10 protein-coding genes are annotated in these 13,750 nt (G+C 38.0%); 8 read left to right on the top strand and 2 right to left on the bottom strand.

Annotation, left to right across the window (positions count from 1 at the left end):
* The first annotated feature begins 9 nt into the window (after positions 1-9).
* From K4422_RS05720 to K4422_RS05695, 6 genes are all read left to right on the top strand, one after another.
* Positions 10-1,398: a dihydrolipoyl dehydrogenase family protein gene (locus tag K4422_RS05720; RefSeq protein WP_230709699.1), complete on the top strand. Its 1,389-nt coding sequence runs from the start codon at positions 10-12 to the stop codon at positions 1,396-1,398.
* Between the two features lie 487 nt (positions 1,399-1,885).
* Positions 1,886-2,761, top strand: coding sequence for a DegV family protein (locus tag K4422_RS05715; protein ID WP_206903025.1), 876 nt, complete (start codon positions 1,886-1,888; stop codon positions 2,759-2,761).
* Between the two features lie 71 nt (positions 2,762-2,832).
* On the top strand, positions 2,833-3,477 hold the full coding sequence (locus K4422_RS05710; RefSeq protein WP_206903026.1) for a DUF998 domain-containing protein: 645 nt from the start codon (positions 2,833-2,835) through the stop codon (positions 3,475-3,477).
* Positions 3,478-3,555: 78 nt separating this feature from the next.
* Positions 3,556-5,295: an adenine deaminase gene (gene ade / locus K4422_RS05705; RefSeq protein WP_230709698.1), complete on the top strand. Its 1,740-nt coding sequence runs from the start codon at positions 3,556-3,558 to the stop codon at positions 5,293-5,295.
* A gap of 187 nt (positions 5,296-5,482) precedes the next feature.
* On the top strand, positions 5,483-5,692 hold the full coding sequence (locus K4422_RS05700; RefSeq protein WP_206903028.1) for a helix-turn-helix transcriptional regulator: 210 nt from the start codon (positions 5,483-5,485) through the stop codon (positions 5,690-5,692).
* Complete coding sequence (locus K4422_RS05695; RefSeq protein WP_230709697.1) at positions 5,673-6,197, top strand: DUF3278 domain-containing protein; 525 nt, start codon at positions 5,673-5,675, stop codon at positions 6,195-6,197. The genes K4422_RS05700 and K4422_RS05695 overlap by 20 nt, the downstream gene beginning before the upstream one ends.
* 697 nt (positions 6,198-6,894) lie before the next feature.
* Here K4422_RS05695 and K4422_RS05690 read toward each other — a convergent pair.
* On the bottom strand, positions 6,895-7,191 hold the full coding sequence (locus tag K4422_RS05690; protein ID WP_206903030.1) for a bacteriocin immunity protein: 297 nt from the start codon (positions 7,189-7,191) through the stop codon (positions 6,895-6,897).
* 332 nt (positions 7,192-7,523) lie between these two features.
* On the opposite strand from K4422_RS05690, the gene K4422_RS05685 reads away from it, so the two are divergent.
* On the top strand, positions 7,524-9,056 hold the full coding sequence (locus K4422_RS05685; protein ID WP_230709695.1) for a zinc ABC transporter substrate-binding protein AdcA: 1,533 nt from the start codon (positions 7,524-7,526) through the stop codon (positions 9,054-9,056).
* A 74-nt stretch (positions 9,057-9,130) separates the two neighbouring features.
* On the opposite strand, the gene K4422_RS05680 is transcribed toward K4422_RS05685, so the two are convergent.
* Positions 9,131-10,753: an ABC-F family ATP-binding cassette domain-containing protein gene (locus K4422_RS05680; protein WP_206903032.1), complete on the bottom strand. Its 1,623-nt coding sequence runs from the start codon at positions 10,751-10,753 to the stop codon at positions 9,131-9,133.
* A 412-nt stretch (positions 10,754-11,165) separates the two neighbouring features.
* Between K4422_RS05680 and K4422_RS05675 the strand changes: the two genes are divergently transcribed.
* Positions 11,166-13,661, top strand: a complete 2,496-nt coding sequence (locus tag K4422_RS05675; RefSeq protein ID WP_230709693.1) for a sigma 54-interacting transcriptional regulator — start codon at positions 11,166-11,168, stop codon at positions 13,659-13,661.
* Positions 13,662-13,750 lie beyond the last annotated feature (89 nt).

Raw genomic sequence — 13,750 nt, 5'->3', positions numbered from 1 at the left:
GGTGACAAGATGGAACATTATGATGTAGCAATTATCGGAGCCGGGCCGGCGTGTTTATCGCTAGCCTATGATTTAAAGGCAGCAGGAAAAACGGTGGCAGTAACAGAGGAAAATCTTTTTGGCGGAACGTGTCCGAATGCAGGCTGTGATCCAAAGAAAATTTTATTTGCAATCGAAGAAGCCCGTAGTCGCGTTGTCCAATTTGTTGGCAAGGGCTTTTCTGAACAAGCTGTACCTAAAGTTGTTTGGGAAGATTTGATGGCCTATAAAAAAACATACACAGATCCTGTTTCTAAAGAAAGAATTGCGGGCTTTGACGCCAGTGGCATCAAGCATTTTCACGGACGAGCAACGCTAGTATCTCAAAGTGAAATCGCCGTAACTGAGCAAAAAGAGCATACAATCGAGACAGACACGCAAGCACTTGTTTCTAAGACGCAGCATTTTACTGCTGAACAAATCGTTTTGGCTACTGGACAACGGGCATATCTGTTGCATATTCCCGGTAAAGAGCACTTTTTAACCAGCACTGATTTTCTAGCCTTGCCTCATTTACCAGCGGAAATGATTTTTCTTGGGGCTGGTTATATCAGCTTTGAATTAGCGGCAATTGCCAATGCCTGTGGCGCTAAAGTGACAATCTTGCATCACAACGCCACACCACTGCGGGGCTTTGACCAAGACTTAGCCAAACAGCTCGTGACAGCGTTAGAAAAAAGCGGAATTCAGTTTATTTTTAATGAAAACATTCAACGTGTAGAAAAAAATGATGCCAAAATTTTGACAGTCACCACCGACAAAGCCACGTATCAAACCAGTGCTGTCATTTGCGCCACCGGCAGAATAGCCAACGTGGAAAACTTAGGCCTAGAAGAGTTGGGCATTGAAGCGAGCCGTCGCGGCATTGTAGTGGATGGACAACTAAAAACGAGCCAGCCCAATATTTTTGCGATGGGAGACTGCATTGCCAAAAAAGAACCGAAAATGACCCCGGTAGCAGGTTTTGAAGGGCGCTATTTAAGCCAATTGTTGTTAGGAAAAACAAGTGAGGATATTGCCTATCCACAAGTACCAACAGCTGTCTTTACCCTGCCGACATTAGCACAAGTTGGTGTAACCAGTGAAGAGGCTGAAAATAAACCTGATTTGTACAAAACGGAATGGTTTGACATGAGTAAGTGGTACAATTATTTTCGTACCAATGATCCGGTTGCCTTGGCTAAAATTATTTACGCAAAAGACAGCGGTGAAATTGTCGGTGCGGCTACATTAAATCAAAAAGCCGACGAATGGATCAATATGATGACACTCGTCATCAATCTCGGTATCAAAAAAGAACAATTACAAAATATCATCATGGCATATCCATCTGTTGGTAGTGATTTGCAGTATTATTAAGTAGAAGTAGAAATAGAAGGTGTGACAAAAGTCTTGTCACACCTTCTTTTGAATATACGAAATTTTTCTAGCAATAAGTAAATCATACCCCAAATATGGAAGACTATTTGCGCATTATTCAAGTAATTGCTGTGGGAGACAGCAATTATTTTGACAGAGGGGATATTACCTACTTGGTTCTTAAAGCTAAATCTTTTTTCCCTTCATTTTTAATCAAGGGTGTGTCTTAGACAATAAAAATCACGATTTTAATAAATAGAGAAGTTGCATTTTTTACGCCTTTTATTCATGAAGATCACACTACTTTGTGAAATTCAATCGTGCATAATAAAAAAATTCGTTATTTTAAAAGATGCTTTCTTTTAAAATTTTCAAAGGTAGTGGCAATATGGTAAAATAACAAAGTAGTTAGTTTAAAAACTTTTTTAAACTTTTTTGTCACAAAATATTTGTGAAGTTTTAAAGAGAACATTTAGGGGGTTAAGCCATGTTTCAAATCGTAACGGATTCTTGTTGTGATATTCCGTTTCAATTTTTGGATGAAGCTGGTATTGCATTTTTGCCGATGTTGGTAGAAATTAATGGCAAAGAGTATGAAGATGACTTAGGGAAGACATTTGATGTTGATTTTTTCTATCAAGCCTTGAAAGATAAACAAATGCCAACGACTTCGCAAATTAATGTGGGGCGTTATTTAGAGTTCTTTGAACCCTATGCAAAATCCGACACTCCTGTTATTTATTTGTCTTTTTCATCGGGGATGAGCGGCTCATATTACAGCGCCCTTCAAGCGGTGGATGTTTTAAAAGAAGATTATCCGGATGCCCAAATTGCCGTAGTGGATACCTTGGCGGCGAGCTTAGGGCAAGGTTTATTGGTGTTAGGTGCAAAAAAACAACAAGATGCTGGTAAAACTTTTGCTGAAGTCATCGCGTGGGTGGAAGAGCATAAAATGTTGCTGCAATCTTGGGTAACTGTGGATGATTTAAAGCATTTGGAACGCGGGGGCCGGATTTCAAAATCAGAAGCGGCTTTAGGCGGTTTATTAAAGGTGAAACCAATTATTCATGTGGATGAAAATGGAAAATTACAAAACGTTGATAAAGTGCGCGGCCGGAATAAATCGTTGCAAAAAATTGTAACTGAAACACTGAATAATCTGACTTCACGGGAAAATCAAATTGTTTATATCGCGTATTCGGGGGATGTTGCTGCGGCTGAAACAGTGCTTGCAACCATTGTCGAAGACGTAAGCATTGAAGATATCGCATGTCTGCCGCTGGGGCCGACAATTTCAGCCCATACCGGTTTGGGCTGTGTGGCAATTTTTACCTTTGGAAAAAATCGGAACGAAAAAGTATAACGAATAAAACTTTAGTCTGACAAAACAGGCTAGAGTTTTTTTGTAATTTTGTCTAAAAAGGAGCACAGTACATGAAATTTTATCGCAACTATGGCTGGATCTTACTGCTTTTATTTGTCCTCTGTGATGGCGGAATGCCCTATCTCTTAGGTGGGATGTGGTCACAATTTAGTCAAGCGCACCAAGTTGTTAGTGATTTGGGCAGCGTGACGAGTCCAGTTAAAAATTATTTTGAACACGGTTCAATTTTAACGGGCAGTTTATTGTTAGTTTCATTACCGGCGATTAAATTATATTTTGCTGCCCCGATCTTCCAAGCCATGCGGCGCGAAATTTTCTGGTTGCTGCTTAGTATTGCCGCCTTTGCAATTGGTGATTGTATTTTTACTGGCGTTTTTTCCATCGATCATACAACGAGCGGTCTTACTTTAGCGACAATGATTCATGGTCTTGGCTCAGGAGCGGGAATTTTGGGCATGCTGGCAGCACCGTTATTGTTAGCGCGAATTTTTAAGCCAATCAATGCCACCTTTGCCAAAATTTGTGGCCTGATTTTTTTAGGTGCACTGCTAAGTGCAGGGGCCAATGGCTTATCCCAGCTTTTTGCCTTTAGTTATAAAGGAATTATCCAACGGGTTTCACTGGTGTTTTTATATTTACCCCTGGTAGCTTTAGCCCTTAAAATGCAGCAAAGATGGCCAAAATCACGTAACTAATTTCGCTGGTAACGTGTTATACTTTAAAACAATATTTAAAAAAATTGTTGTCACCAAGACCGATAAAGGAGCGAATTTATGAACAAAGAGGCACTAAAACGACTGATTGACACTGCTGCAGGAAGAAGACCGGCTGATTTAGTATTGAAAAATGCTCAAATAATTGATGTGTATCAAGCAGAAATTATGACAGGAGACATTGCACTTGTTGATGGCTTGATTGCAGGAATTGGCGCTGATTATGAAGGAATTAAGACAGTTGATTTAGCCGGCAAATTTGTAGCGCCAGGTTTTATTGATGCCCACATTCACGTAGAATCAGCTTATGTCACACCAGAGGAATTCGGGCGTTTATTGGTACCCCACGGCACAACCACAGTGCTAGCAGATCCCCATGAAATCGTCAATGTGCTGGGTTTAGCAGGATTGGATTACATGGTGGCTGCCGCCAAAAAAACGGCTTTGGATATTCGTTACAACATGCCTTCTTGTGTGCCGGCAACCAATATGGAAAATTCCGGTGCCGTCATTACAGCCGCAGATATGCTGGCTTCCTTTGAAGAAAAAACAGTAACCGGTTTAGCCGAGTTTATGAATTTTCCAGGAGTAATTGCGGCTGATACTGCTGTTTTAGATAAATTATTAGCAGCTAAAAAATACGGTCTGCAAGTGGACGGACACGCGCCAATGGTAACTGGTAAAGCACTAAACGCTTATATCGCAGCTGGGATAAAAAACGATCACGAATGTTCAACAGTGGCTGAACTAAAAGACCGCATTGCTCGTGGCATGTATGTTTTACTACGGGAAGGGACTGTCACGCAGAATTTACGTACCCTTTTAAAAGGAGTGACGGATACGAATTACCAGCGTTGTGTTTTAGTTGCCGATGATTTACAGGCCAAAGATATTTTGGCAAAAGGACATTTGGACAATAGCATTCGCATTTGTATAGAAGAAGGGATCACGCCAATTCGTGCCATTCAAATGGCGACAATTAATGCTGCACAATGCTGTCAATTATCCGATCGCGGTGCCATTGCGCCAGGTTTGCGGGGAGATTTGGTCATCTTTTCAGATTTACAGGCGCCAGTTATTGAAGCGACCTATATAAAAGGAGAACGCGTTGCTGAAAATAACACCTATCTTCCAGAAGTAAAACGGGTTGCAACTAAAACGGTTCAGTCTAGTGTTCATATTGCGAAATTTAAAAAAGAACAATTACAACTGCGCTTAACCAGTGATCGTGCGCGGGCGATTGAAGTGATTCCCCAAGAGGCGCTGACAAATGAAGCAATTGTAACCGTGAAACGAGCTGACAATGGCGAATTTGTGTATCAGCCAACAGAAGATGTGGTGAAACTGGCTGTGATTGAACGGCACAAAAATACTGGCAATGTTTTTGTCGGCTTGTTGAAAGATTACGGGTTGAAAAAAGGGGCAATTGGCATTTCAATCGCCCATGATTCCCACAATTTAATTGTCGCTGGCACAAATGACACAGATATGGAAGTGGCAGTTAAAGCCCTAAAGATTCAAGAAGGTGGCGTTGTCTTAGTCGAAGCTGGCAAAGTAATCGGAAGTATGGCATTGCCAATTGCAGGTTTAATGAGTGAGCTGACTGGCGAGGAAGTTGCCCGCCAAGAAGAAGCAATCAACCAATTGGCTCATGAAAAATTAGGAATCTCGCCAAAAGTTGACCCGATTATGACCTTAAGCTTTATGTCACTGGCTGTCATTCCTAACTTAAAGATCACCGACATTGGTTTAGTAGATGTAACCAAATTTGAAATCGTCCCTATTTCAGTTACAGAATAATTGTTTGACCTAGTTTTAAACCATGATGAAGAAGATTTGCACAGTATAATTGTTCACTGTGCAAATCTTTTTTTGTAAAAAATTCGGGCATTTTAAATTAAAATGTCAAATATACTTGACGTTATAAAAGATAAGTTTATAATTATTGCTAGTAAGTCATATATATATGACACGAAAGAGGAACGCCGTGAATCAAGTAAAAATATACCGTAAAAATATGCAGCTTTCACAATTGGACTTAGCCAATCAAGTCGGAGTGGCACGCCAAACAATCAATATGATTGAAAATGATAAATATAATCCTACGCTTGATTTATGTTTGAGGATTGCCTGGGCATTAGAATCAGATTTAAATACACTGTTTTGGAGGGATAATGATGAAAATAACGCGGGATAATGTAGTAAAGCACTTTTTTGGCATCGAAGGTACGCTGGATGAATATAAACGCAATGAAGCAAATCGCATTGGAAATAATGCGTTCATTGGATTGTATAGTTATCTTTTATTTTCTTCGCTGATTGCACTAATGTTTGGTCTAAATCATCCGGAAAATGCGCTGTATGCACTGCTTGCTTGTAATATTTTAACTGTTGTTTATGGTGTCGGCCTCTATATTATGAAGGCTAGTAAAAGTGCTTTGCTGACGGAAAACGAAGTAACCAGCGCCAATGTTGCGAGCGTTCGTAAATACAATTGCAAAAAAGGAATCCAATCTGCAATTTATTTTGGGATTACGATTCATCTTTTACAAGCCGTTTTTTCATGGGTAGCTGGAGATGGTTTTCTGGCGTATATAATTTCACCGTTTGAGCTAATTATTTCCTGTGGTGCGGGCATTTTATTTGGCATAACGACAATTTTTATGATGAATGCCAAAATTAGTGATATTGGCAAAGGGTAGAAAATAAAATGATCAAACAAAAAATGAAAAGTTATGTAAAGTCGTCTGCTTTTATTGTAGATAGTTGTGTTTTATCACATTATTAATTACCGTCAGGCCTTGGGGTAGTGGCAATCACCAGTTCTTGCGGGCTCTGGTATCCGTGGGGATACCAGCACTACTTGTCGCTCTTTCTTTTAAACGAAAAAAATAAAAACAGCTCTTTTTCAGTGGGTTAGTGGCAATCACGTAACCTTACTGAAAAGAGCTGTTTTTTTGTCATGTAGTTCATTACATTTTTTGATCTGTCTTAAAGTTGGTGAGTTATACGAGTGCATCAAGCTTTTTTAGGTGTCTAGCTTTCTGCACTAGCTTTATCGGCATTAAGCCGAAATTTCAAGAAATTTGAAGAACAATTTATTGAAATTCCGTCATAATGCTCAAAAGCTAAACGAGTGCATCAAGCTTTTCTAATTGTCTAGCTTCATGTGCCAACACTTTGGGAAAAATTCAAAAACTTAATTCTGATGAAGAGCATCAGAACATAAGTTTCCGATATTTTTCCAATGTGCTAACCGGCACCTTCAGCTTTCTTTCATGTCCAGCTTTCTACACAAACTCTCGGCGACAATAAGTCAAAATCTTGAGAAATTTGAGGAACAATTTATCAAGCTTTCGTCTTATTGCTGGAGAGCTGACCGAGTGCATAAAGCTTTTCTTAGTACCCGTAGCGAATTTCTGCTAGGCTGAGTAGTTTTTTGATCTGGTCGGAGGCTTCTTGGGAAAGTATAATTTTATTTTTAGTTATACAATTAGATACCGAAACTGCCATGCGGCTTAAGATATAGGGGACGGCTGTCACACCTTCGTTAATTTCTTGTGCGTAATCAAAAAGCAGCTGGCGCAATGGCGCAGTGTTTGTGTCGGCGGGGATCAAACCTAAAATTGTCGAAATGTCATTTAAGGCGACTTCTGCACGTTCGCTACCGCCGCTAAACCATTTTATTTCTTTCATTTTCTTTTCACTCCCTTTTTCACAGGGTACTCCTCAATCAAAACAAATGCAAGGCTATTCTAAATTTTTAAAATATTTAGCGGTGATAGATTTTTCATCTGTTTTTTTGTTATCAAATATATTTTCGTATCGTTTGAAATCAGACTATAAAAGTCATTTAGATGAATGTATAATCATTTGAATAAAATTTCATGTTATTTTTTTATTGACAGCAGAAAAAAGTGTTGCTATTGTTATTGGAGTAAATCGTAATTATTTCGTTTTGATAAAGGTAAATCGTAATGGCAGCAAAAAGTTATCAGAGAGGTTAGAGAATAGAAAGGATTTGAAGCATGAAGAAATTGGGAATTGGTTTAGTAAGTATGGTTGTACTAGGAATGCTGGCTGCTTGTGGGACAAATGCCAAAAGTGCAGAAGAGACAGTTGAAACTAAAAAAGATAAATTGGAAATCGTTACAACTTTTTATCCAATCTATGATTTTACGAAAAATATTGTAGGCGATGAGGCCAACGTCAAATTGATGATTCCGGCGGGTTCTGAACCACATGACTATGAACCGTCCGCCAAAGATATGGCGGCAATTCATGATGCAGATGTATTCGTCTATCACAATGAAAATATGGAAACTTGGGTACCTAAAGCGAAAAAAAGTTTTGCCAAAGATAAGCCCAATGTGATAGAAGGTACCAAAAACATGATTCTTTTGCCTGGTGGTGAAGAAGAACACGATCACGATCATGCAAAAGAAGGACACCATCATGAATTAGATCCTCATACTTGGGTTTCACCTCATCGGGCAATGAAGGAAGTAACGAGTATTAAAGAGCAACTGGCTAAACTTTATCCGCAAAAAGCCAAAGTTTTTGAAACGAATGCGGAAAAATATTTAGCAAAATTAACCCAGTTGGATCAAGAATACAGCGACAGTTTAAAAGACGCAAAACAAAAAAGTTTTGTCACACAACATGCGGCGTTTGGCTATTTAGCTTTAGATTATGGGTTGATACAAGTGCCAATTGCCGGGCTTTCCCCAGAAGAAGAACCTTCTGCGAGTCGCTTGGGTGAGTTGAAGGAGTATGTGAAAGCTAACGACATTCGCTACATTTATTTTGAAGAAAATGCCAGCGATAAAATTGCCAAAACACTGGCAAACGAAGCAAATGTTAAGCTAGCAGTGCTAAATCCATTGGAAAGCTTGACCAAAGAGAAAATCGCTACTGGTGAAGATTACATTTCCGTGATGAAAGAGAATTTGCAAGCGTTGGAAAAAACGACGAATATTGCCGGCAAAGACGTGAAACCAGAAGAATCTCACAAGGCGGAAGTGAAAACTGTTGCCAATGGTTATTTTGCCGACAGCGCAGTCAAGGAGCGTAAATTAAGTGACTACACCGGTAAGTGGCAGTCCGTTTATCCATTGCTACAAGCAGGCGGGCTAGATCAAGTCTTTGATTACAAAGCAAAATTAAATCAAGATATGACTGCCGCGGAATACAAAAAATATTACGACACCGGCTACAAAACCGATGTAGAAAAAATTGACATTACCGATAATACGATCGATTTTGTGGTAGACGGAAAACATCACAAGTATGAATATGTGGCCAAAGGATATAAGATTTTAAATTATGAAAAAGGTAATCGGGGCGTGCGCTTTTTATTTGAAGCAAAAGGCGATGCTGGTCGTTTTAAATATGTGCAATTTAGCGATCACAATATTGCACCTGAAAAAGCAGTCCATTATCATATTTTCTTTGGTGGAAAAAGCCAAGCCAGTTTATTTGAAGAAATGCACAACTGGCCGACGTATTACCCAGATAATCTCACTTCCCATGCCATTGCCCAGGAGATGATGGCCCATTAAAAAAAAGCTGTGAAACCTATTTAGGTTTCGCAGCTTTTTTTGACTGTAAGACAAGGATAAAGGCTAAGGGCGATTTAAGCAAAAATCTCCGCCATCCGAGTTTTGACATCCGGATTTTCTAAGAATTCATCGTAAGTTGTCTCAGAACGATCCACAACACCTTTATCAGAAATCGCAATGATGCGGTTTGCTAATGTTTGGATAAACTGGTGGTCATGAGAGGCAAATAATAATGAACCCGTAAAGGCCATTAAGCCATCATTTAATGCGGTGATTGATTCCAAGTCTAAGTGGTTGGTTGGATCATCTAAAACCAAAACGTTAGATTTAGAAAGCATCAATTTAGAAAGCATGCAACGTACTTTTTCCCCACCGGATAAAACATTGACAGGTTTTAAAACTTCATCACCAGAAAATAACATCCGGCCTAAGAAACTCCGTAAGAAAGTATTGTCGTCTTCTTCTTTTGAAGCGTATTGACGCAACCAGTCTAAAATTGTTAAGTTGCTGGCAAATTCACTGCTGCTGTCTTTTGGCAAATACGATTGTGTTGTAGTTACGCCCCAACGAACGCTACCTGTATCCGGTGTGATTTCACCCATGATAACTTTGAATAACGTTGTTGTGACAATGTCATTATTAGCAACAAAAGCAACTTTGTCATCTTTGTTTAGCGTGAAGCTGATATTATCCAAGATTTTTTTGCCATCGATTGTGACGCTGACATTATCAACTTGCAATAGGTCGTTACCGATTTCTCGTTCTGGCTTGAAACCGACAAATGGGTAGCGGCGGCTTGAGGGTTTAATATCATCCAAAGTAATTTTATCCAACATTTTTTTCCGTGAAGTCGCTTGTTTTGATTTTGAAGCGTTAGCAGAAAAACGGGCGATAAAGTCTTGCAATTCTTTGATTTGTTCTTCTTTTTTCGCATTTTGTTGCGCTTGTAATTTCGTTGCCAATTGACTTGACTCCAACCAAAAATCGTAGTTTCCGACGTAAAGTTGAATTTTACCAAAGTCTAGGTCGGCCATGTGGGTGCAGACTTTGTTTAAGAAGTGGCGGTCATGGGAAACGACAATGACCGTATTTTCAAAGTTGATCAAAAATTCTTCTAGCCAATTGATCGACTGAATATCAAGTCCGTTGGTTGGTTCGTCTAGTAAAAGTACGTCAGGTTTACCAAATAGTGCTTGTGCTAGTAAAACTTTAACTTTTTGACCGGCTGTTAATTCTTTCATTTGCAAGTGATGCAAATCTTCAGCGATGTTTAACCCTTGTAGTAAAACAGCTGCTTCTGGTTCGGCTTCCCAACCGTTTAATTCAGCAAATTCTCCTTCTAATTCAGCCGCTTTGATACCATCTTCATCGCTAAAATCTTCTTTCATGTAAATGGCATCTTTTTCTTTCATTACATCATATAAGCGTTTATGCCCCATAATAACTGTTTCAATCACTGTATATTCTTCAAAGTCAAAGTGATTTTGGCGTAAAACAGCCATCCGTTCGTCTGGACCAAGGGAGACATTCCCGGTGGATGGTTGCAACTCACCAGATAAAACTTTTAAGAAAGTTGATTTGCCGGCACCATTTGCACCAATTAAGCCGTAGCAGTTCCCCGGCGTAAATTTAATATTCACATCATCAAAAAGTTTGCGGTCTGAAAAATGCAAACTTACGTCACTAACTGTAATCATAAAATAATCCTCCTAATCGATTCTACTCCCCAAAAATTGAGCGAGCAAAAAAAGATGCGGCCGCATAACTTTAAATTTTGGCTTCAGGTAAAGAATTACCTAAAAATTTAAAGGGGTCGCTGATGTTTTTAATTTTCCTACTATATATGTCAGATATATATGCAATCTTATAGCATTATATAGGCGCTGATGGGAAGTTGCAACCATATCTGGACATTTCCTGTTAAATTCAAAGTTTTTATTAGGAAATAGAGCTTTTTTACAGTTAATGTTGTTGATGCGGTTAGCAAAGATGAAAATGTAAAGAAAGTAGACGATAAGCTATTGAATTCAGAAAGCACTTTCCTTTTTGTGTTTCCCTCGTTACAATGTGGTTAGTTTATTAATAGTTATTAAAATTTGAGGTAAATATATGAAAAAAGCGTTGGAAGTATTTCGAGAAGTAAGAAAAGAGTTTTCTTCAAAAGAAAAGTTTACTGCTGTAGAAGTCGCCGATAAATTGAATATTTCGAGAAGTTTGGCTTCAAACTATTTAAATCAATTAGTCCGCTCTGAAATTATGGAAAAAGATAATCGACGCCCCGTACATTTTTTTTATCTTGAAGAAAGAGATGTTTTTTCTGAATTGATTGGTAAAGATGGCAGTATGGAAAAGATTATTCAACAATGCAAAGCGTCTGTTAATTATCCTCCCAACGGACTTCCGATTATCTTGAAAGGAAATAGTGGTGTTGGGAAAAGTATGTTGGCTAAGTTAATTTATCGCTATGCGATTAGCACGCAAGTCATAAAACAAGATGCACCATTTGTAACTTTGAACTGTGCGGACTACGCCAATAATCCAGAACTTCTATCTTCAACTCTTTTTGGATATGTCAAAGGTGCTTTTACTGGTGCTGATAATGACAAAACGGGATTTTTAGACCTTGCGGATGGGGGATACTTATTCTTAGATGAAGTGCATAATTTATCCCGAGAAAATCAGGAAAAACTATTTTTATTGATGGATCAAAAAAGGTTTAGAAGATTAGGGGAAGAAGAAAAATGGTGCAGTGCTGATATTCGATTGATTTTAGCTACGACTGAAAATATTGAAAGTAGTTTGCTAGCTACTTTTCGTCGTCGCATTCCTTTAGAAATTACATTACCAGATTATGATCAACGCAGTCGGAAAGAACGGATTCAATTGGTTTATAATTTCTTTCAACAAGAGTCTTTTCAAGTGAAAAAAGATATTTGGGTTGCACCACAATTCTTTCAAAATTTATTGAACTTGAATTTGGAAGGAAATGTTGGTGCAGTTCAAAATGAAATAAAAATAGCTTGCGCGAGTTCTTTTAATCTCTATAAGGATCAAGCACAAATTTTAATTCCAAATAATGCCGATAAGACCGCTGATAATCTGATTAAGATTCCTTACATGACGGCTACAATTCGGGAGTCATTGTCAAATGAAGGAATTAGACGCAAAATAATGGCAGAATTTATTGAAAATAAGACACTCTCACAAGTACAAATGACAATGGAATTATTGTTGAAAAGATTAAAACAGCTTCATTTTGAAAAAAACTTTCTATTTACTGACTTTGATTTATTGTTTTCCTCTTTAAAGAATAATGTAGTCTCTCCGAATAAATTCGGTATCAATTTTGAAGAAAGCCAACTTTTGGAATTGGCCTTATTAATCGAATTAGCCAAAGAAAGTACCTATAAATTAGACTACGACAATTATGATAACTTATCCCGTTATTTAAATGTAGGCAATTATCTTTTAAATGCGGCTGATTCTCAAGATAGTACAACATTAGCGCTGGACTTAGTATTAGCTTATTTGTTACAAACGATGCCATTAAAAAGTAAACGGCATGCTTTAATTGTCATGCATGGTAAAAATTTAGCCTCTAGTCTTGCGGCTGAAGTAAATAATTTAGTAGGAGACTATGTCTTCGATGCTTTTGATATGCCGATTCAAGTGGAAACAAAAGAAATCGTGGCTAGGGTAAATGATTATGTTATTGATCGAGATACCCGCGATGGTCTTTTGTTATTGGTAGATATGGGGTCATTGGAAAAAATGTATGAGGAAATCAAAGATAATGTAGCAGGGGATTTGTTGATTGTAAATAATGTCTCCACGGCTTTAGGCCTGCATATCGGATTTGCTCTTTTACAAAATCAACCGATGGAATACTATACGTCTATTGATTATTCAAATTTTAATGTGAGACCACAATATTTTGAAGGACTCTCCCAAATTGAGAATATCGTAATCTCATGTATGTCCGGTGAAGGGATTGCTCAGAAAATTAAGGACATTTTTGCTGCGCAAAAGAGTCGTCTTCCAGTAGAATTAATTACGCTAGATTTTGAGAAACTTTTGGTTTTGGAAGAGCAAAGACCCAACACCTCATTTCGCAACACTTGTGCAATTATTAGTACTTCTCCAGTTTCGGTTCCAGGGGTTCGTTGCTTGAATTTAGAAGGGATTGTAAATGGGACGGATAATTTTGAAAGTTTAAAAGTCGTCTATTCTGAAGAGCAGCTAACAACCATCACCAATGAGATTATCAAATTATTTACAATTGAAGGTGCTAGTGCAAGGTTGCGATTTTTAAATCCAGATATGATTATCAATGAGATTGATACGATTATCCGAGAATTTGAAGAGCGTTATCAAATAGAATTTAAAAATTTTATTCGTGTTAATTTGTTCTTACATTTATCTTCTATGATTGAAAGATTATTAACAGGAGATTTTACTACTGATGACGGAAAATTTACGCCAGGAGTGGAATTAGAGAAGTTTATTCAAATAGGTGAAGAGCTTTTTGCCCCGATTAAAGAAAAGTACAACATTGAGATTCCTACAAGAGAATATGAGTATATCTACCGAATTGTTTCACTTTAAATTAGTAGTGTTAAAAAAATCAGCTAGTGTTTAATGGATATAAACACTAGCTGATTTTTTTATAAGTGGCGTTATATCAATGTTAAAAA

Source organism: Enterococcus sp. SMC-9, assembly GCF_021011285.1.
Lineage (GTDB): Bacteria > Bacillota > Bacilli > Lactobacillales > Enterococcaceae > Enterococcus_C > Enterococcus_C montenegrensis.
The sequence above is the reverse complement of the archived record's forward strand: the minus strand, read 5'-3'. Positions and strand labels throughout refer to the sequence as shown.